Source organism: Mesorhizobium sp. M7A.F.Ca.MR.176.00.0.0, from assembly GCF_004023165.1.
Taxonomy (GTDB): Bacteria; Pseudomonadota; Alphaproteobacteria; order Rhizobiales; family Rhizobiaceae; genus Mesorhizobium.
Genome location: NZ_RZTC01000024.1, coordinates 1 through 20318 on the forward strand (window position 1 = coordinate 1; position 20318 = coordinate 20318).

The window sequence follows — 20318 nt, forward strand, 5'->3', positions numbered from 1 at the left end:
ATGCAGCGCGGATACTTTGGCGCAATCGGCGAGCGGATCGTTGCCGGCCTCATCGATCACAAGCCATTCGTCGGGACCGAGCCACAAGACGGTGCGCCCGCCCTTCGCGGCAGAGGTTTTCGGCTTGTTCGGCAAGGTCACGCCGAGCGCCTTCGAAAGCGCTGCGGCCGAGGCTTCCGGCGCACGCAATGACATGCGCTCGGCCGGCGGCAATACCTCGACCTTGGCGCCGGCGGCAGTGGTGCTGCGCCCAGCCAGCGCCGGACGGCGTTCGACCGAAGGCGATGCGGCCGGAGCCGTCTTCCTTGCAGCGGCCTTAGCCATTGAGGCGCCCTCCCGTCTCGTCGAAGAACACCATGCCGGTAACCTCCACTTCGATCACCCCATTCGGCATCGGCACATAGAGGGTCTCGCCCATCCGGTCGCGGCCGCCGGCGACCAGCGCCAATGCGATCGAGCGGCCGCAATTTTCCGACCAATAGCTCGAGCTGACATGGCCGATCATCTTCATCGGGATCGCCTGCTTGGGATCCTCGACGATCTGCGCGCCTTCTTCCAGAACCACTTTGGGGTCCCTGGTCTTGAGGCCGACCAGCTGCTTGCGGCCCTTGGCGACCAGATCCGGCCGCGTCAGGCCGCGGATGCCGACGAAATCGCTCTTCTTCTTGCCGACCGCCCAGTCGAGCCCGGCGTCGTTCGGCGTTACCGTGCCATCCGTGTCCTGGCCGACGATGATGTAGCCTTTTTCGGCGCGCAGCACGTGCATCGCCTCGGTGCCGTAGGCGGCCGCACCATGCTTCTGGCCCTCGGCCCACAGGGCTTCCCAGACCGCCTGGCCATAGTCGGCCGGCACATTGACCTCGAAGCCGCGCTCGCCGGTGAACGACATGCGAAACAACCGCGTCGGCACGCCGCAGATCTTGCCTTCACGCACCGACATATGCGGCAGCGCCTCGTCGGACATGTCGATGCCTTCGACCAGTGGCGCGATGATGTCGCGCGACTTGGGCCCCTGCACGGCGATAACAGCCCACTGCTCGGTGATCGAGGTCAGCCAGACATTGAGATGCGGGAACTCGGTCTGGAGATAATCCTCCATGTGGTTCATGACGCGCGGCGCGCCGCCGGTCGTCGTCGTCACGTGGAAACGGTCGGGGGCCAGCCTGCCGACGACGCCGTCGTCATAGATGAAGCCGTCCTCGCGCAGCATGATGCCGTAGCGGCAGCGGCCGGGTTCCAGCTTCTCCCATGGGTTGGTGTAGAGCAGTTCCATGAACTTGGCCGCATCCGGCCCAACCACCTCGATCTTGCCCAGCGTAGAGGCATCGAACAGGCCCGCCGTCTTGCGCACCGCGACGCATTCGCGGTCGACCGCGGCATGCATGTCCTCGCCCGCCTTGGGGAAATACCAGGCGCGCTTCCACTGGCCGACATCCTCGAACACGGCACCTTGCGCCTCGGCCCAGGGATGGATCGCGGTTCTGCGCGTCGGGTCGAACAGCGGACCGCGCGCATGGCTGACGATCGCGCCGAAGGTGACCGGCGTATAGGGCGCACGGAACGTGGTCAGGCCGACCTCCGGGATCGGCTTTCCCAGCGTCTCGGCGGCAATCGCCAGGCCGTGCATGTTGGAGGTCTTGCCCTGGTCGGTCGCCATGCCGTTGGTGGTGAAGCGCTTGACGTGCTCGATCGAGCGCATGCCTTCGTGCACCGCCTGGCGGATATCCTTGGCGGTGACGTCGTTCTGGAAATCGACGAACGCCTTCACAGTCGTGTCCGGCCCGGCGCCGGGCGCCGCGCCCAACATACCGCGCGACCAGCTCTCCGACGCATCGACCTTCGGCTTACTGCTCTTGGCGGCTTTGGCGCCGGCATCTTTCGCCGCCTTGGCGCCCGCCGCATAGGCCTCGTCCACCGTCGCCGACAGCCCGTCGGTGCCGTTGCAGGCGCCCACCGAGACGCAGTCCTGCGCATAGGTGCCCGGCACGAAGCGCTTGGTCTCGTCGTTGAAGGCGACCTTTCCGCGCGACTGCGAGAACAGATGCACCGACGGCGTCCAGCCGGCCGACATCAGGATCGCATCGACCGCGATGGTGCGTTCGCCGCCGCCATTCTTCGGCTGCACGGTCATCGACGACACCCTGAGCTTACCGCCAGCGCGGATCACCGCGCGGCCGAAATTGATCTCGATGCCGAGCGCCCTCGCCTCGTCGATCACCGGTCCGGTCGGATTTTCGCGCAGATCGACGATCGCCGCCACGTTGACGCCGGCCTTCTTCAGGTCGATCGCCGCCGCGTAAGCAGAATCATTGGCGGTGTAGACGCCGACATTCCTGCCGACCGCGACGCCATAGTGGTTGAGATAGGTGCGCGCGGCACCCGCCAGCATGATGCCCGGCCGGTCATTGTCGGCAAACACCATGTGGCGCTCGATCGCGCCCGAGGCCAGCACCACGCGCTTGGCCCGGACCTGCCACAGCCGCTCGCGCGCCAGATCGTGGCCGGGGGTCCTCAGATGCTCGCTGACACGCTCGACCAGCCCCACAAAATTCTGCGCATAGTAGCCGAACGCCGTCGTTCGCGACAGCACGCGGACATTGTCCATTGCGGCGAGCTTCGCCACGGCAGCTTGCGCCCAGGCAAAACCGTCCTGGCCGTCGATTTTCGCGCCGCTCTCGAAACGCAGGCTGCCGCCGAACTCGGCCTGCTCGTCGGCGAGGATGACGCGCACGCCGGTCTCAGCCGCCGCAAGCGCTGCCGCGATGCCTGCCGCACCGCCGCCCAGCACCAGCACGTCGCAATGCGCATAGCGCGATGAATAATGGTCGGGATCCGGCTGGTCCGGGGAAACGCCAAGACCGGCTGCGGCGCGGATCTTTGGCTCGTAGAGCCTCTTCCACGCCGCTTTCGGCCACATGAAGGTCTTGTAGTAGAAGCCGGCCGAAAGCAGCGGCGAGGCGATATCGCTGACCGCACCGAGGTCGAAGGACAGTGACGGCCAGCGGTTCTGCGACTGCCCATCAAGCCCGTCATAGAGCTCCTGCACGGTCGCCCGCACGTTCGGCGTCTTGCGTGCCGCGTCGCGCTTGATTTCGACCAGGGCGTTCGGCTCCTCGGCGCCCGCCGACAGGATGCCGCGCGGACGGTGGTACTTGAACGAACGGCCGACGAGATGGACGCCATTGGCGAGCAGCGCCGAGGCCAGCGTGTCGCCCTCGATGCCGGCATAGGACCGGCCATCGAAGCTGAACCGCGCGGTCTTGGCTTGGCTGAAGCGGCCAGCGCCGGGAATGCGGAACGCGCCGCTCATTTGGCAACTCCCGGGAGCTTCGACGGCTTCGGCTCGCCGGCCTTGTAGGTCATGACGAATTTGTCGGTGACGGTGTCGCGTACGGCATTGAAGAAGCGCGCACAGCCATGCATGTGCCGCCAGCGCTCATAAATGATGCCCTTGGGGTTGGAGCGGATGAAGAAGAATTTTTCGAAATCGTCGTCGCTCTCGCCTGATATGTTGGCCGAGCGCGCGATATGCGCCTCGCCGGCGTTGCGGAACTCGAGTTCCGGACGCTCTTCCTCGCAATAGGGGCAGCGGATGAGAAGCATTTGGTTCGTTCCTACAATTCGCCGTGGCCGACGCGGGCGCCCGCCGGTTGATCGCAAAGCTTCTGTCCCAGGGTCGCGAACGGTGCGACGAGCCGGATGCGCTCTTCCACGCTTGCAGCGGGACGAAAAAGATCGCGGGACGCCATGTTGCCGAGGGTGAGCTGGATCGGATCGGTTGTGACGATGACTTGACGCGGCTGGAATGTCTCGTCTTCTTCGAGCCCTTCGGGTCGTCCCTCGAAGAACATCACCACCCTCTGGCCGCCGCTCCAGACGCAGGCCAACGTGCCGTCATCGACCGAAAACGGCCAGCCGGCTTCGTTGCCGGCACGGCTGATCGGCTGCGTGCGCACTTCATCCGGCGAGGGAAAATGGAACATGCCCCGTTCTCCCGCCAGCACTTGCTCCCCCGCCAGCATCAGCGGCATCGCGACAGCCATCTCAGCCATCATCAGTGCGCCACCGCCGCCGCCGCCGCCTCGTCGATGAGCCGGCCGGTGCGGAAACGCTCGATGGTGAAGGGCGAGTTGATCGGATGCGGATCGTCTTTCGCGATGGTGTGGGCAAAGACATGGCCCGAACCCGGCGTTGCCTTGAAGCCGCCCGTGCCCCAACCGCAATTGACATAGAGGCCCGGCACCGGCGTCTTGGCCAGGATCGGCGAGCGGTCGGGCGTGACGTCGACAATGCCGCCCCACGAGCGCAGCATCTTCATGCGCGTGAAGATCGGGAACATCTCGCAGATGGCGTCGAGCGTATGTTGCAATATGTGCAAGCCGCCGGTCTGCGAATAGGAGACATACTGGTCGGTGCCGGCGCCGATCACCAGCTCGCCCTTGTCGGACTGCGAGATATAGGCGTGCACCGTGTTCGACATCACCACGCAGGGCACCACCGGCTTGACCGGTTCCGACACCAGCGCCTGCAGCGGGTAACTTTCCAGCGGCATGCGCACGCCTGCCATGTTCATGATGACGGAGGAATGGCCGGCGGCAACGACGCCGACCTTCTTGGCGCCGATGAAGCCGCGCGTCGTGTCCACGCCCATGACCGCGCCATTTGGCGCCCGCTTGACCCCGGTGACCTCGCAATTCTGGATGATGTGGACGCCGCGCGCCGAGGCGCCGCGCGCATAGCCCCAGGCAACGGCATCATGACGGGCCGTGCCGCCGCGCCGCTGCAGCGACGCACCGACCACCGGATAGCGCGCATCCTTGGAGGTGTTGAGCGGTGGGCAGAATTCCTTCGCCTGCTCCGGCGTCAGCCATTCATTGTCGATGCCGTTCAGCCGGTTGGCGTGCACGTGGCGCTTCAGCACCTGGACGTCGTGCACATTGTGGGCGAGCATCATGACGCCGCGCGCCGAATACATGACGTTGTAGTTGAGTTCCTGGCTCAAACCATCCCACAGCTTCAGCGCATGGTCGTAGATGCCGGCGCTCTCGTCATAGAGATAGTTGGAACGGATGATGGTGGTGTTGCGGCCGGTGTTGCCGCCGCCGAGCCAGCCCTTTTCCAGCACCGCGACATTGGTGATGCCGTGCACGGTGGCGAGGTAATAGGCGGTGGCCAGGCCATGGCCGCCGGCGCCGACGATGATGACGTCGTATTCTTTCCTGGGCTCAGGCGAGGACCACTGTTCCTCCCAGCCCTTGTGACCGCGCATGGCTTCACGGGCGATGGCGAATACCGAATATTTCTTCAACGTCCCAACCTCGCCCCAAAAAGGCTTCGCGAATGGCGGCCGGCGTTCATTCGGTCCCGGCGCGCGAGGTGTATCACTAGCGAAACAGCGCTTCCACCCTTGCGCTGTTTGCGACGGCGCTTGCCGTTTTGCGCCGTGGCGGAAAAGACGCATCCGGCGCGTCGGCGCTTTCCAGCATCTTGGCACGTATCGGGTGGCTCGCCTTGCCTCGATCTGCGACCAAGCATCCCAACTGCCGGTCAGGCCGGCGCGAAGAAAGGATGCAAAAATGTTCGCACTCGCCAACAAGATCGCCATCGTCACCGGCGCCAGCTCCGGCATCGGCCGGGCCTCGGCAAAACTCTTTGCCGAGGAAGGCGCCAAGGTCATCGTCGCCGCCCGCCGTCAGGCCGAGCTCGATACGCTCGTCGCCGAAATCGCGGACGCCGACGGCATCGCCATCGCGCTTGCCGGCGATGTTCGCGACGAAGCCTACGCAAAAGCCCTGGTCGATCTGGCGGTCGAAAAGTTCGGTGGGCTCGACATCGCCTTCAACAATGCCGGCGCCGTCGGCCGGATGGGGCCGATTTCGGACCTGCCGCTGGAAGGCTGGCGCGAGACGCTCGACACCAATCTCACCAGCGCGTTTCTCGGCGCCAAATACCAGGTGCCGGCAATGATCGAGCGTGGCGGTGGTTCGCTGATCTTCACCTCCACCTTCGTCGGCCACACCGTGGGCATGCCAGGCATGACCAGCTATGCCGCGAGCAAGGCCGGCCTGATCGGACTGACACAGGTGCTTGCCGCCGAATACGGCCCGAAAGGTGTGCGGGTCAACGCGCTGCTGCCCGGCGGCACGGACACGCCGGCGGCAACCTTCAAGACTCCGGAATCGCGGACCTTCGTCGAAGGCCTGCATGCTTTGAAGCGTATCGCTATGCCGGAGGAGATCGCCCGCTCGGCACTCTATCTCGCCTCCGACGCCTCGAGCTTCACCACCGGAGCGGCTCTGTTTGCCGATGGCGGCGTGTCGATCAATCGGACGTGAAGATTCCAGCGGCGGGATGCATGTTCATAGCCGCCAGGCAAACAGCCGCTCTTGATTTTTCGCCGCGATTTGGCGATTCCGTTCCTGTCTAAAAGCGGGTCTGGAACCATGATGCTGATCAGAACCTATGTGACTGCGAGCGCGATCGAAGGCGTCGGCGTGTTCGCCGCGGAGCCGATCGGGAAAGGCGCTTCGATCTGGCGGCTCGATCCGGATTTCGACCGGCTGATCCCCATGGACAAATACGAGACGGCACCCCCGCATCTCAGGGAACTGCTCGACCGCTATGCCTATCCGAGCCCGGACCGGCCGGGTTTCATGGTTTATGAAGTCGACAATGGCCGCTTCATGAACCATTCCAGCAATCCGAATACGGATTTTTCGCAATATGGCGGAGCCACCGCGACCCGCGACATCGCCGTGGGCGAGGAGATCACCTGCGACTACGGCGAGTTCTTCGAGGATTTCGAGCTGCTGCACCTCGCGACGGCCTAGTCGGCTCCTTATATCATGGGCAAGTGGCACACTTGTCCCAGGGCAAACAGACGGCGGCTGGCCCCGCAAATTCATTTCCACTGTGGACAGCGCGGCATGATTCTGCTATCAGCCGCCCCAATTCGTGGTGTAAACCGCCGCGGAGGCTAGTGGCTATGGCCGCTTGCCTGTTGATATCAAACCCGAAAGACAGGATTGCCCGTGCAGGTACTCGTCCGCGACAATAACGTTGATCAGGCGCTTCGCGCTCTCAAGAAGAAGATGCAGCGCGAAGGCATTTTCCGCGAAATGAAGATGCGCGGTCACTACGAGAAGCCGTCCGAGAAGCGCGCCCGTGAAAAGGCTGAAGCCGTCCGCCGCGCCCGCAAGCTGGCCCGCAAGCGCGCCCAGCGCGAAGGCCTGCTGCCGATGACGCCGCGCCCGGTCGCTGCTGGCGCCGCCGGCGGTGCAGGTGGCGCTCCGCGTCCGCCGCGGTTCTAACGCCAATTTTTCGTCCTTTTCGAAGGATATCAGAGGTGGCGCGATGTAGAATCGCCGCCACCTTTTTGTTTTGATGTGACCGGTCCGGAGGGGGAGCCGGACCTGAACGACGCGGCTTGAAGTGAGGACAGGGCAGACATGAACGCAACAAGCGTGGAGCGCGGGACCGCATTGCGTGGTTTCGCCCTGACAGCGGCCCTGCTCTCCGGACTGGCGCTTGCCGGCTGCCAAACGGCGGGCCCGACCGGTGAATTCAACAACATCGACAAGGCGCAAGGGTCGAGCGAGAACATTTCCTCGCTGTCGGCGGTCATCCAGCGCAATCCCCAGGATCCCGAAGGCTACAATGTGCGCGGCTCGGCCTATGGCCGTGGCGGTCAGTACCAGGCGGCGCTCAAGGATTTCAATCAAGCCATCCAGCTCAACCCGAATTTCTTCCAGGCCTATTCGAACCGCGCGCTCATCCAGCGCTTCCTCGGCAATCAGGAAGCCGCGCTCGCGGACTACAACCGTTCGATCCAGATCAACGGCAACTACGACGCCGCCTATATCGGCCGCGGCAATCTCTACCGCAAGGCGGGTCGCACCCAGGACGCCTTCAACGACTTCCAGAAGGCAATCCAGCTCGATACGACCGACGCGCGCGCCTACCACAATCGAGGCCTGATCTATCAGAGCCAGGGCCAGCACAAATTCGCCATCGAGGACTTCTCGACCGCCATCTCGCTGGCGCCGGACGCCGCCGAGCCCTACAACGGCCGCGGCCTCTCCTATCTGGCGACCAACGACGAGGACAACGCCTTTTCCGATTTCAACATGGCGATCAAGCTCGACGGCAGGAATGCCGAGGCCTGGTCCAACCAGGCGCTGATCTATGAGCGGCGCGGCGACAAGGCGAAGGCCGCGAAATCCTATAAGGAAGCCGTTCGCCTCGACCCTACCTACCAGCCGGCCAAGGATGGCCTCGCCCGCGTCAGCTGATCTCGGTTTCGGCTTCCCATACAAATCCGCGTGACATCCAAGTGCCGCGGGATCCTTTGCGTGTCCTAAAGGACGCACTTCGCAACCGGGCATTAACCCCGGCAGGAGGCTTTCGGCCCCTGCCTTGATCGCGCCAAGTTTTCAGCGGAACGGTCTACCCACCCAAGCCGTTGTTGAAAGTATTTTGCGAAAGGACCCTCCCATGATCAAGAAACTCGCCTGCGCCGCTGCCCTCGCCACGACGATGTTCGCGGTGGCTCCGGCCAGCGCCGGCAAGCTGCAACTCGGCACGCTCGATTGCACCATCGACGGCGGCACCGCTTATATCGTCGCTTCCAACAAGGGCGTGTCCTGTGTCTTCCGGCCTCATCATCACGGGCCGTCCGAGATTTACACAGGCGTCATCTCCAAGATCGGCCTCGATGTCGGCCAGACGCATCAGGGCCAGCTCGTCTGGGCCGTGCTGGCCGCGACCCGGGATCGTGACGGAGGCGATCTCGCCGGCAGCTACTACGGTGTCAACGCCGAGGCGAGCGTGGTGACCGGCGGCGGCGCCAATCTGCTGGTTGGCGGCCTGGACAGCGCCGTCATGCTGGAGCCGCTCAGCGTCCAGGCGCAGACCGGCGTCAACCTTGCCGTGGCCGTGACCTCGCTCCAGCTGATCCACTCATTCAAGTGATTGCATGGAGCCGTGCGCTCCATGACCCCTCACCCCGCGGCGCGGAACCAGATAGGATGGTTTCGCGCCGTTTGATTTGGGGGGGGGAACCATCATGCTGAAGACAGCCATAGCTGCCGCCATGTTCACCACGCTATCCGGAGCGGTGCAGGCGCAGGACCGAGGCATGGAAGTCGGTACGCTTGACTGCGCCATAGGCGGCGGCACCGGCTTCATCTTCGGCTCGAGCAAGGATCTGAGCTGCACCTTCAACCCCGCCGACAAAAGCTTCGCGCCGGAAGCCTATTTCGGCGCCGTCAACAAATACGGCCTCGACATCGGCACGACGAAGCAGACGGTCATGCAGTGGATCGTGCTGACGCCGCTGAAGAACATCTATGCGCCGGGTGCGCTGGCCGGCGACTATATCGGCGCCAGCGCGGAGGTGACGGCCGCCGTCGGCGCCGGCGCCAATCTGCTGGTCGGCGGCTCCTCTCAGGCCTTCACCTTGCAGCCGCTCAGCTTGCAGACGCAGACCGGCATGAACCTCGCGATCGGCGTCAGCCAATTCCAGCTGCGCAGCACCGAGAATTGATCGCGCAACGAAGCCCGCCAACGGAAGGGGCATCCGCGCGAACGACCCTCAAAAAACCGCTTGAGCTCAACCCCGGTTGAGGTTTTACAAGCCTGCCCCGAGCGCAACAACGCCTCGATCCAGCGCTGTCGATTCGCATGGTCCTGCCGGAAACCCGTACTGGCTTCTGGCGTCCTGCGCTGGCGTCGAGATATGCAAGACGGGGGTGGAAATGACCGGGATCAGCACAAACAGGGTCGACTGGCGCGTATTGTGGGCAAGCGGCGACCTGGCGCGCTTCTGCTTCATCAGCCTCGGCATCCTGCTGCACGCCACCAACGAAACGATGGTGGCAACGGTGATGCCGGCCATGGTCGGCGAACTGGCGGGCGTACAGCTCGTCGGCTGGTCGCTGGCGATCTACGAACTCGGCGCCATCGTTGCCGGCGCGGCCGCCGGACGACTGGTGAGTTATGTCCCCTTGCGCACCAACATGGTGGTCGCCGCGCTGCTCTACGCAACAGGCGCGCTGATATGCGCCACCTCGCCTTCCATGCAACTGTTCCTCGCCGGCCGCCTGATCGAAGGACTTGGCGGCGGTGCGCTGGTGTCGCTGGCCTTCGTCTCGGTCGAACGACTGTTCTCGCGCGCCATCTGGCCGCAGCTTTTCGGCATCATGTCGGCGATCTGGGGCGTCGCCGCCTTCAGCGGACCATTGCTCGGCGCGATCATGACCGAGCTGTTGTCATGGCGCTGGGCCTTCGGCATCTTCACACTCGGCGGCGCCGCCATGGCGCTGGCAAGCTTCCTCGTGCTCGACACGCCGCAGGCGACGAAACCCAAGACGAGCACGGGTAAGGCGCCGCCCTTCCCGTTCGCGGCCCTTGGCTGCCTTGCCGTCGCCGTGGTGTTGATCGCCTCGGCCGGCGTCGACATCGCCTTGCTGCGCTCTTCGCTGCTGATGGCCTTCGGCCTCATCGGCCTGGTGCTGTTCTTCACCATCGACGCGCTGAAGCCGCGTTCGCGGCTGTTCCCGGCGCGGCTGTTCTCATGGCGCACGCCGGTCGGCGCCGGCATGACCATGGTTGCCGCCTTTTCGGTGGCGACCTGTTCCTTCGGCGTCTACGGACCGCTGTTGCTGACCAGCCTTCACGACATTCCGCTGCTGACCACCGGCTACATCATCGCCGCCGAATCGATAGCCTGGTCGATCCTCTCGATCCTGGTCGCCAACGCGCCGCCGCAGCGCGAGCGGCTGATCATCGTCGGCGGCGCAGTGATGATCGCGGCCGGCATCGCCGGCTTTGCGTATGCGATACCCCTGGGCTCCATCCCGCTGATCCTGATATGTGCCCTGTTGCAGGGCGGCGGCTTCGGCATCGCCTGGCCGTTCCTGACGCGCGTCATCGTCGCCTCCGCCCCGGAGGGCGAGCAGACCATCGCCTCGGCGGCGGTGCCGACCATGCAGCGCATCGGCTATGCCGTGGGCGCCGCACTCGCCGGCATCGTCGCCAACGCCAGCGGCTTTTCGCAAGGCCTGAACCACGACGCGGCGGCGAATGTCGCGTCGTGGTTGTTTCTTGCCTTCGTGCCGCTCGGCATTGTCGGCTGCCTCGCGGCTTTGCGGGTTTCCAGACCGCTTGGCCAGCCGCTGGAAGCTATCGGCTAAACTTCAAGATCTTAGCCGCTCTCACTCGACCTCGCGCAGGCGGTAGCCGACGCCGGTCTCGGTGGTGATGTAGCGCGGCTGGTCGGGGCTCTTCTCGATCTTTTGCCTGAGCTGCCGGACATAGACCCTGAGATACTGCACATCGGTCGAGTCGCCCCAGACCTGCTTCAGCAGGAAATGGTGTGTCAGCACCTTGCCGGCGTGCTGCACCAGCATGCGCAGGATGTCGTATTCCTTCGGCGACAGCTTTACCTCCGTGCCCTCGACCTTGACGATGCGCTTGACCAGGTCGACGCTGAGATCGCCGGTCTGGAAAATCGGCTTCTCGCCCTGTTGCTGGAACTTGTGGCGGAGCGCCACGCGAAGGCGCGCCACCAGCTCGTTCATGCCGAAAGGTTTGGTGACATAGTCGTCGGCGCCGAGTTCCAGGGCCTGGACGATGCCGGCCTCGTCGGTCCGGCTGGACAGCATGACCACTGGAATGTCGAGACCATCATCGCGCCATTTGCGCAGCAGCTCATGGCCGCTCATGCCGGGCAACCCGAGGTCGAGCAGGACGAGGTCCGGCTTCTCGGCCTCCATCAGCTCTATCGCCACCCTGGCGTTCGGCGCCTCGCTGATCGCGTAGCCCTGGCTGCCGAGCCCGACGCGCAGTAGCTTGCGGATCGGCGGCTCGTCATCGACGACCAATATCCTGACGTTCGAGTTTGTCATGCCAGGTCACCCACGTCGTGGTCGTCGGTATTCGAAGCGTCGAAATTGGGCGGATTTGCCGGCCTGGGCATTTTGATGGTGAACACCGCGCCCGAACCGTCGGTCCGGTTTGCCGCCATGATCGTGCCACCCATCGCTTCGACGAAGCCGCGGCAGATCGACAGGCCGAGCCCCGTACCGGCGCGGATCTGGTCGCCCTTGCGCACTCGATAGAACGTGTCGAAAATCCGTTCCAGATCGCCGGGAGGAATGCCTGGCCCTTCATCCATGATTTGCAGCAGGACGGAGCCATTGTCGGTCCAACCCTGCATGCGAATCGTCGAGCTTGCCGGGGCATATTTCGCCGCATTGTCGAGAAGATTGAACAACGCTTGCTCGAACAGCACCGGGTCGACCTTCAACATCGGCAAATCCCTGGGGATGTCGGTCTCGATCTTGTGCTCGCCAATGATTTTCCTGGCCCTTTGCAAGGCGGAGCCGACGATGTCGCCGACATAGTGAAAGGCGTAGTTCGGCTCCATCGCGCCGGACTCGATCTTGGTCATGTCGAGCAGATTGGCGATGAAGCGGTTCAACCGCTCGGATTCGTCGAGCACCGTCGACAGCAGTTCGGCCCGGTCCGGTTCGGGAAGCGCTGCTGAAAAATCCCGCAGCGTGCCGGCTGCGCCCATGATGGCGGCGAGCGGCGTTTTCAGATCATGGGAAATGGAGGTGAGCAGCGCCGAGCGCAGCCTGTCCGCCTCAGCGGCGAGCTTGGCGCGGTCGACGTCGGCAACCAACTGAATACGCTCGATGGCGACCGCCGCCTGGTCGGCCAGTGCGTCAAGCAGCCGCTGCTGCTCGGGCGTCAGCAGCGGACCCTGCTTGTCGTTGTCGAGGCCGACGACCCCGATGGCCGTGCGCCCCGTCCGCAAGGGCAAATAGAGGCGCTTGGCGCCCGGAAGCGTGTCGGCGCCACGACCCGCCGCACGATTGTGCTCCCAGGCCCAGCGGGCGGCGGCGATGTCGGCCTCGGCCAGCGTGTCGTCGGGCGGATAGCCGGCCTTGACGGTGATGGTCCCGTCTTCCGGCAAAAGCAGCACCACCCGCAGCTTCAGCATCGAGGCGATCTGGAAGGCCGTGGCCCAAAGGACGTCGTCGAGCGTGCCGGCGCCGGCGAGCTTCTTTGAAAAGAGGTAGATGTCTTCCGTGGCCCGCGCCCGCGAGCGGGCGGCGACCGCCTGGCGCTGCACGCGCGCCGTCAGATTGCTGGCGATGACCGCAACGACGAGAAAGACGCCAAGCGCGACGATGCTCTCCGGATCCCGGATCGTCAGCGTATAACGAGGCTCCAGGAAGAAATAATTGAAAGCAAGGGCGCTGGCGAAACAAGCGTACAGAGCCGGCCACAGACCGCCGGTTACCGCCGATGCCAGTACGCCGATGAGAAGAATGATCGCCAGGTTGCGAACGTCGAGAAACTGGTCGAGAACGACGGCGAAGGCGAGCGAACCGATGACAAAGGCCGTGGCCTTGAGATAGGGCCAGATCTCGAACTGCCACTGCTCGTCCGCCGCCTTGACACTCCTCGACGTCACCTCGGCATTGCGTTCGGTTCCTGAAATGACATGGACGCTGATGTCGCCGGCATTGCGGATGAGATCGTAGGTGAGCGAACCTTCGATCAATTCCCGCCAGCGCGACCGGATCGGCCTGCCGACCACGATATGGGTGAAATTGTTCGCCGTCGCATGGCGAACAATGTCCTGCGCGATGTTCTGACCGGGAATGGTGGTCACCTCGGCGCCGAGCTGTTCGGCAAGCCGCAGGTTTGTAGCCAGCCGATCCTTGTCCGCTTCGGGCATGCTGGCCGAGCGAGGGCTGTCGACATGCAGCGCCGTCCACGGGGCACGGAGCCGGTCTGCCAGCCTGCGCGCGTAGCGAATACGCGCCGCCCCGCCCGGACGCGCGTCGACGCAGACGAGAACCCTTTCCCCCGCGGCCCACGGTCCGGGAATGGCGTGGGCCTGCATATGGATCAGCAACTGGTCGTCGACGCGCTGCGCGGTGCGGCGCAGCGCCAGTTCCCTGAGCGCCGTCAGATTGCCCGGCGAGAAATAGTTCTCGATCGCGCGCTGCGCGGTGTTGGGGAAATAGACCTTGCCTTCCTCGAGCCGCTTGATCAGGTCGTCGGGGGTGAGATCGATGATCTCGACATCGTCGGCCTGGTCTATGATGGAATCGGGAACCGTCTCGCGAACCCTGACCTTGGTGATCTGGGCGACGACGTCGTTCAGGCTTTCGACATGCTGGATGTTGAGCGTCGTGTAGACGTCGATACCGTGCGTCAGGATTTCCTGGACATCGAGATAGCGCTTGGGGTGCCGGCTGCCAGGCGCATTTGTGTGGGCGAGTTCGTCGACGAGAACCAGCGCCGGGCGCCGGGCGAGGATGGCGTCGATATCCATCTCGTCGAGGATGCGCCCCTTGTAGTCGACCTTGCGGCGGGGAATGACCTCATAACCCTCGACCAGGGCCAGTGTCTCCTTGCGCCCATGCGTCTCGACGACACCGATCACCACATCCACGCCGTCGGTCAGCCTGGCGCGGCCCGACATCAGCATCTCGTAGGTCTTGCCTACGCCGGGAGCGGCACCCAGGAATATCCGCAGCCGGCCGCGACCTTCCCGCTCGGCATGGTCAAGCAGTGCGTCGGGAGAAGGTCTGGCGTCGTTGCTTCTGTCGTCCGGCATCGGGACCGATCATGGATGGCGCCGGGGATACTGTCGATCCCCGGCCCGCACCATTCACTGTTTCCCGGCGTCCAGCGCAAGGTTGAGACCGAGCACATTGACCACCGGTTCGCCCATGAAGCCGAGTTCCCTGCCCTCGACTTGGGCATCGACAAGCGCCTTGACCTTGGCTTCATCGATCCCCCTGGCCTTGGCCACCCTGGCGGCCTGGAAGTAGGCTGCTTCGGGACTGATATCGGGATCGAGGCCACTGCCGGACGTCGTCACCAGGTCCATCGGGACGGGCTGGTTCGGATTCTCCGCCTTCAATCTTTCCGCGTCGCCCTTGATGCGGTCGATCAGCTTGGGATTGGTCGGGCCGAGATTGCTGCCGCTCGAGGCGGCGGCGTTGTAGCCGTCGCCGGCGGCCGAGGGGCGGCCATGGAAATACTTGTCGCTGGCAAAGCCCTGGCCGATCAGCTCGGAGCCGATAACCTTGCCATCCTTCTCGATCAGGCTGCCATTGGCCTGGCGCGGGAAGATCGCCTGGGCGATGCCGGTCATGCCCAAGGGATAGATCAGGCCGGTCAGGACCGTGAAGAAGACGATCATGATGATCGCGGGTCTTATCTGTTTGAACATGAGCGTAATTCCTTAAGCAAGGCCAAGCGCGGTGACGATCATGTCGATCGCCTTGATGCCTACGAAAGGCACGATGAGGCCGCCGAGGCCGTAGACGAGAAGATTGCGGCTGAGCAGCGCGCCGGCGCCGATGGCGCGGTATTTGACGCCCTTCAGCGACAGCGGGATCAGCGCGATGATGATCAGTGCGTTGAAGATGATAGCCGACAGGATGGCGCTTTGCGGCGTCGCCAGATGCATGACGTTGAGCGCCTGCAGCGGGCCGGTCGTCTGTCCCGGCGCGACGTAGAAGACGGCGAACATCGCCGGAATGATGGCGAAATACTTGGCCACATCGTTGGCGATCGAGAAGGTCGTCAGCGAACCTCGCGTCATCAAGAGCGCCTTGCCGATCTCGACGATCTCGATGAGCTTGGTCGGATCGCTGTCGAGATCGATCATGTTGCCGGCCTCGCGGGCGGCAACCGTGCCGGTGTTCATGGCGACGCCGACATCGGCTTGTGCAAGGGCGGGTGCATCGTTGGTGCCGTCGCCGCACATGGCCACCAGCTTGCCCTTGGCCTGTTCGTCGCGGATCAGCTTCAGCTTGTCCTCCGGTGTGGCCTGCGCGAGGAAGTCGTCGACGCCGGCTTCCGCGGCGATCGCCGCCGCCGTCATCGGGTTGTCACCGGTGATCATCACCGTGCGGATGCCCATGCGGCGCAGTTCGGTGAAACGCTCGCTGATGCCGCCCTTGACGATGTCCTTGAGGTGGATGACGCCGAGCAGGCGCCCGTCGCGTTCGACCGCCAGCGGCGTGCCGCCGGACTTGGCGATCTCGTCGGCGATGGACTGGAGATCGCGGATGGATTCGCTGCTTGGGCGCGTGCCATGGGCGGCGGCTGCCGACTGGTTGACATGGGAAAGCACGGAATCGACGGCGCCCTTGCGCACCGATGAACCATCGATGTCGACGCCGCTCATACGGGTCTGCGCTGTGAAGGGCACGAAAGTGGCGTGCAGCGTTGCCATGTCGCGGGCGCGGATGGCGTATTTCTCCTTGGCCAGCACGACGATGGAGCGGCCTTCCGGCGTCTCGTCGGCGAGCGAGGCTAGCTGAGCCGCGTCGGCCAGTTCCTGTTCGGTGACGCCCTTGACCGGGCGAAACTGCGTCGCCTGGCGGTTGCCGAGTGTGATCGTGCCGGTCTTGTCGAGCAGCAGCGTGTCGACGTCGCCTGCGGCCTCCACGGCGCGGCCCGACATGGCCAGCACGTTGAATCGCACCAGGCGGTCCATGCCGGCGATTCCGATGGCCGAAAGCAGCGCGCCGATCGTGGTCGGGATCAAGGTGACGAACAGCGCCACCAGAACGGTCACCGAGATATAGCCGCCCGAGTAGGAGGCAAAACTCGGGATCGTCGCGGTGGCCAGCACGAAGATCAGCGTCATGCCGACGAGCAGGATGTTGAGCGCGATCTCGTTCGGCGTCTTCTGGCGCTCGGCACCTTCGACCAGCGAGATCATGCGGTCGAGAAAGGTATGGCCGGAGGCGGCGGTGATGCGGACGCGGACCCAGTCTGACAGCACCTGGGTGCCACCGGTGACCGCCGAACGGTCGCCACCGGATTCGCGGATGACCGGCGCCGATTCGCCTGTTATCGCCGCCTCATTGACCGACGCGACGCCCTCGACCACTTCGCCGTCCGACGGGATGATGTCGCCGGCCTCGACCAGGACGGCATCGCCGACCTTGAGGCTGGTGCCGGGCACGAGTTTGTATTTGGTGCGGTCCTCACCGGTCAAGAGCTTGGCCTGGGTCTCGGTGCGTGCCTTGCGCAGCGAATCCGCCTGCGCCTTGCCGCGGCCTTCTGCGACCGCTTCGGCGAAGTTGGCGAACAGCACGGTGAACCAAAGCCAGATGATGATCTGCAGCGTAAAGCCGAGATTGCCGCCTCCGGTGACCAGGTCCTTCACGAACAGCACCGTGGTGAGCGCCGAGACGACGGCAACGACGAACATCACCGGGTTCCTGGCCAGCGTGCGCGGATCGAGCTTGCGGAAGGCGCCGCCAATGGCGGGAACCAGGATGCGTGCATCCATGATGCTTGCTGATTTCGAGTTGCTCATTTTGAAGCTCCGGCTTCGGTGTTGTTGGACGGCACCCGATGATTGGATGCCGAAAGGAAATGCGGCGGCCCGTAGGCCAGCAGCCAGAGGACGAGCATGACTGCCGCAAGGCCGAGAAACGTCGACAGGGTCGGGAAAGGAGGAGGTCTCTCCTCCTTTCGGTGATCGTCCCTGTGGCCGACCTTGCGGCGCATGGCATTGAACCAGGACATGACGGTCTCAGAAGGTCTGCCCGTGAGCCATCGCCAGGTGCTCGATGATCGGCCCGACGGCGAGCGCCGGGAAGAAGGTGAGGCCACCGACGATCAGGATGACGCCGACCAGCAGCCCGACGAACAGAGGGCCATCGGTCGGGAAGGTGCCGGCGGAAGCCGGAACCGTTTTCTTCGCCACCAGCGAGCCGGCAATGGCCAGCGCCGGGATGATGACCAGGAAGCGGCCCATCAGCATGCCGATGCCGATCGTGATGTTGTACCAGGGCGTGTTGCCGCTGAGGCCGCCAAAGGCCGAACCGTTGTTGGCCGCCGCCGAAGTGTAGGCATACAGAACCTCGGAGAAGCCGTGCGGGCCGGCATTGCCCATCGACGCCACGCCGGTCGGCAGCACGACGGCGATGGCCGTGAAGATCAGCATCGCCAGCGGCAGGCACAGTATGGCCAGCATAGCCATCTTGACCTCCTTGGCCTCGATCTTCTTGCCCAGATATTCGGGCGTGCGGCCGACCATCAGGCCGGCGACGAAGACGGCGATGACGATGTACATCAGGATGCCGTAGAGACCGGCGCCGACACCGCCGACGATAACTTCGCCAAGCTGCATGTTGATGATCGGGATCATGCCGCCGAGCGCGGTGAAGGAGCCGTGCATGGCGTTGACGGCGCCGCAGGAAGCGGCCGTGGTGATGACGGCAAACAGCGCCGACAGGGCGATGCCGAAGCGGCTCTCCTTGCCCTCCATGTTGCCGCCGTCGATGCCCAGCGCATGCACCAGCGGGTTGCCGGCGGCTTCCGCCCAGTAGCAGATGGCGACACCGGCGATGAACATGACGCCCATGGCCGAGAGGATCGCCCAGCCCTGGCGCTGGTTGCCGATCATGCGGCCGAAGACATTGGTCAAGGCGGCGCCGATGGCGAAGATCGACACCATCTGGATCAGGTTGGAGATCGCGTCGGGGTTCTCGAACGGGTGCGCGGCATTGGCGTTGAAGAAACCGCCGCCATTGGTGCCGAGCATCTTGATGGCCACCTGCGAAGCGACCGGGCCGACGGCGATGGTCTGCTGCGCTCCTTCCAGCGTCGTGGCGTTGACGTAGGCGCCGAGCGTCTGCGGCATGCCGAGCCAGACATAGACCAGCGTCAGCACGATGCAGAACGGCAGCAGCAGATAGAGTGTGGAGCGGGTCATATCGACCCAGAAATTGCCGATCGACTTGCTGGACGCCCGGGCAAAGCCGCGGATCAGCGCAATGGCGATGGCAATGCCGGTGGCCGCCGAAACGAAGTTCTGCACCGTCAGCCCGGCCATCTGCACGAGATAGGACATCGTGCTCTCGCCACCATAGTTCTGCCAGTTGGTGTTGGTCATGAAGCTGGCGGCGGTGTTGAAGGCCAACCCTGGTTCAACCGCTGTCATGCCGGCAGGGTTGTAAGGCAGGCTGCCCTGCAGACGCTGCAGCGCATAAAGCACCAGGAAGCCGGCGAGATTGAAGAGCAGCAGGGCGACCGCGTAGGTGGTCCAGTGCTGTTCCTCGCGTTCGCTGGTTCCGCAAATACGATAAAGCCCACGCTCAAGCGGGCGAAGGAACGGCGAAAGCAGCGTGCGGTCGCCGTTGAAGACGCGGTGCATGTAGCCGCCGAGCGGCTTCACCAGCAAAACGACGATCCCGCAATAGACCAGGATCTGTATCCAACCGTTCAGTGTCATGGGTGTGGCTTTCCGTGCCTTCAGAAGCGTTCTGGACGAACGAGGGCGTATGTCAGGTAGGCGAGCAGGAACAGCGTAACGCCGCCACCGAGAATATAGTCGACGATCATTTTTTCAGCCTCGCTCTAGAGCGCGTCACAAGCTTTTATGTAGGCGAAACAAAGGGCAAAGAACAAAATTCCGATTCCGATAACGGCCATATCCATTGTGTTTATTCCTTTTGTTCTTTTGTACTTTGCGAATTTGACAGGAGAGTTCGCAATATCTCGAAAGTGTCCCGTCGCATCTTTGGCGACGGAACCGGTTGTATTTTCTAAAAGGAATATGGACCCGATCGCCATAAAGGTTCGAGACGGGGCGCAGTGGAAAGAAATAGGAATTTCATAAAGATTTTTGCGCGGGCTCTTCCCGACACTCCACGCAGGGATTGTCGCCCAAGACACACGGCTACAGGATTGCGATTTCCTTGCGAGCTGCCGGAAACGCGAAAGCCCGGCTGAGGGCCAGCCGGGCTTTCTATGGTGGTGTGGCTTTAGCCGCCACGGAGAACATCAATCTTCAGGCGGCGTAGCCGCCATAGCCACGCGCAACGGCGTGCACGCCCGCCACCGGCTCGAGGTCCGGCCACAGGATGCCGGCGGCTTGCGCGAATTCGAGCAACGCCCGGCGCGCCTGCTCGACGCTCACATAACCTGGAACGGCCAGATCACATGTCTCCACCGCGTTTCGGTAAAGCGGGCCGCGGCGGGAGGTCGTCCAATTGGTGAGGAAATCGTGCATTTCGGCCAGCGAGGCAATCTCGCGCTTGAAGCCGAGGCCGACCGACAGTGCGACCGGTGAATGAAACAGCTTGTCGTGCATGAAGCGGGCTCCTGGTTTTTCGCGCGCTTGGAGAGATATCCGGGCGAGTCCGCGAACGGGACGCCGTGAAACGCGCAATGAGGCCGGAGGTTCCAGCTTGGGACTTGGCGATTTTTTTGATTGTGCCTGGTCGGCGAAGTTATCAATTCGCAGCGCAACGACCGGGTGC

20 protein-coding genes are annotated in these 20318 nt (G+C 63.8%); 7 read left to right on the plus strand and 13 right to left on the minus strand.

Going from position 1 to position 20318, the window contains the following annotated elements; translation table 11 throughout:
* The 5 genes from EOB59_RS10640 to EOB59_RS10660 all read right to left on the minus strand — a co-directional run.
* Positions 1-324, minus strand: a 324-nt coding sequence (locus tag EOB59_RS10640) for a sarcosine oxidase subunit gamma family protein (protein WP_281061719.1), incomplete at its 3' end; no start/stop codon positions are given.
* Positions 317-3310 (minus strand): sarcosine oxidase subunit alpha, encoded by a 2994-nt coding sequence (locus tag EOB59_RS10645; RefSeq protein WP_128288337.1) that lies wholly within the window; start codon positions 3308-3310, stop codon positions 317-319. The genes EOB59_RS10640 and EOB59_RS10645, both read right to left, overlap by 8 nt.
* Positions 3307-3603 carry a sarcosine oxidase subunit delta gene (locus EOB59_RS10650; protein ID WP_015315781.1) on the minus strand — a complete coding sequence of 99 codons (297 nt, stop codon included), beginning with the start codon at positions 3601-3603 and terminating at the stop codon, positions 3307-3309. The genes EOB59_RS10645 and EOB59_RS10650 overlap by 4 nt, the downstream gene beginning before the upstream one ends.
* Positions 3604-3614: 11 nt before the next feature.
* Positions 3615-4055: a hypothetical protein gene (locus EOB59_RS10655; protein WP_127395266.1), complete on the minus strand. Its 441-nt coding sequence runs from the start codon at positions 4053-4055 to the stop codon at positions 3615-3617.
* Positions 4055-5308: a sarcosine oxidase subunit beta gene (locus tag EOB59_RS10660; RefSeq protein ID WP_127809352.1), complete on the minus strand. Its 1254-nt coding sequence runs from the start codon at positions 5306-5308 to the stop codon at positions 4055-4057. Before EOB59_RS10660 ends, EOB59_RS10655 begins: the two co-directional genes overlap by 1 nt.
* Before the next feature lie 268 nt (positions 5309-5576).
* Here EOB59_RS10660 and EOB59_RS10665 point away from each other — a divergent pair, with 268 nt between their 5' ends.
* From EOB59_RS10665 to EOB59_RS10695, 7 genes are all read left to right on the plus strand, one after another.
* A complete protein-coding gene (locus tag EOB59_RS10665) occupies positions 5577-6335 on the plus strand; it encodes an SDR family oxidoreductase (RefSeq protein ID WP_128288338.1) in 759 nt (252 codons plus the stop codon).
* 108 nt (positions 6336-6443) lie between these two features.
* Positions 6444-6830, plus strand: coding sequence for an SET domain-containing protein-lysine N-methyltransferase (locus tag EOB59_RS10670; protein ID WP_127395264.1), 387 nt, complete (start codon positions 6444-6446; stop codon positions 6828-6830).
* Positions 6831-7031: 201 nt separating this feature from the next.
* Positions 7032-7310: a 30S ribosomal protein S21 gene (gene rpsU, locus EOB59_RS10675; protein WP_023810129.1), complete on the plus strand. Its 279-nt coding sequence runs from the start codon at positions 7032-7034 to the stop codon at positions 7308-7310.
* A gap of 138 nt (positions 7311-7448) precedes the next feature.
* Positions 7449-8291: a tetratricopeptide repeat protein gene (locus tag EOB59_RS10680; protein WP_127267752.1), complete on the plus strand. Its 843-nt coding sequence runs from the start codon at positions 7449-7451 to the stop codon at positions 8289-8291.
* A 202-nt stretch (positions 8292-8493) separates the two neighbouring features.
* Complete coding sequence (locus tag EOB59_RS10685) at positions 8494-8970, plus strand: DUF992 domain-containing protein (RefSeq protein ID WP_127290636.1); 477 nt, start codon at positions 8494-8496, stop codon at positions 8968-8970.
* 94 nt (positions 8971-9064) lie between these two features.
* The gene (locus tag EOB59_RS10690) at positions 9065-9544 is read left to right on the plus strand and encodes a DUF992 domain-containing protein (protein WP_023810132.1); all 480 of its coding nucleotides are present in this window, start codon (positions 9065-9067) and stop codon (positions 9542-9544) included.
* 211 nt (positions 9545-9755) lie between these two features.
* Entirely contained in the window at positions 9756-11192 is a 1437-nt protein-coding gene (locus EOB59_RS10695) for an MFS transporter (protein WP_128288339.1), read from the plus strand.
* 21 nt (positions 11193-11213) lie between these two features.
* On the opposite strand, the gene EOB59_RS10700 is transcribed toward EOB59_RS10695, so the two are convergent.
* The 8 genes from EOB59_RS10700 to EOB59_RS10740 all read right to left on the minus strand — a co-directional run bounded on the left by EOB59_RS10700 (position 11214) and on the right by EOB59_RS10740 (position 20149).
* Positions 11214-11906: a response regulator transcription factor gene (locus tag EOB59_RS10700; RefSeq protein WP_128288340.1), complete on the minus strand. Its 693-nt coding sequence runs from the start codon at positions 11904-11906 to the stop codon at positions 11214-11216.
* On the minus strand, positions 11903-14638 hold the full coding sequence (locus EOB59_RS10705; protein ID WP_128288341.1) for a sensor histidine kinase KdpD: 2736 nt from the start codon (positions 14636-14638) through the stop codon (positions 11903-11905). The genes EOB59_RS10700 and EOB59_RS10705 overlap by 4 nt, the downstream gene beginning before the upstream one ends.
* A gap of 54 nt (positions 14639-14692) precedes the next feature.
* Positions 14693-15259, minus strand: a complete 567-nt coding sequence (kdpC, locus tag EOB59_RS10710) for a potassium-transporting ATPase subunit KdpC (RefSeq protein WP_128288342.1) — start codon at positions 15257-15259, stop codon at positions 14693-14695.
* 12 nt (positions 15260-15271) lie between these two features.
* Complete coding sequence (gene kdpB / locus EOB59_RS10715; RefSeq protein WP_128288343.1) at positions 15272-17365, minus strand: potassium-transporting ATPase subunit KdpB; 2094 nt, start codon at positions 17363-17365, stop codon at positions 15272-15274.
* Positions 17362-17559, minus strand: coding sequence for a hypothetical protein (locus EOB59_RS10720; RefSeq protein WP_245466407.1), 198 nt, complete (start codon positions 17557-17559; stop codon positions 17362-17364). The genes kdpB and EOB59_RS10720 overlap by 4 nt, the downstream gene beginning before the upstream one ends.
* A 25-nt stretch (positions 17560-17584) precedes the next feature.
* Entirely contained in the window at positions 17585-19288 is a 1704-nt protein-coding gene (gene kdpA / locus EOB59_RS10725) for a potassium-transporting ATPase subunit KdpA (protein WP_127395260.1), read from the minus strand.
* Positions 19289-19308: 20 nt separating this feature from the next.
* Positions 19309-19398, minus strand: a complete 90-nt coding sequence (locus EOB59_RS10730) for a K(+)-transporting ATPase subunit F (protein WP_032808122.1) — start codon at positions 19396-19398, stop codon at positions 19309-19311.
* Between the two features lie 448 nt (positions 19399-19846).
* Positions 19847-20149 (minus strand): DUF982 domain-containing protein, encoded by a 303-nt coding sequence (locus tag EOB59_RS10740; RefSeq protein ID WP_127269540.1) that lies wholly within the window; start codon positions 20147-20149, stop codon positions 19847-19849.
* Positions 20150-20318 lie beyond the last annotated feature (169 nt).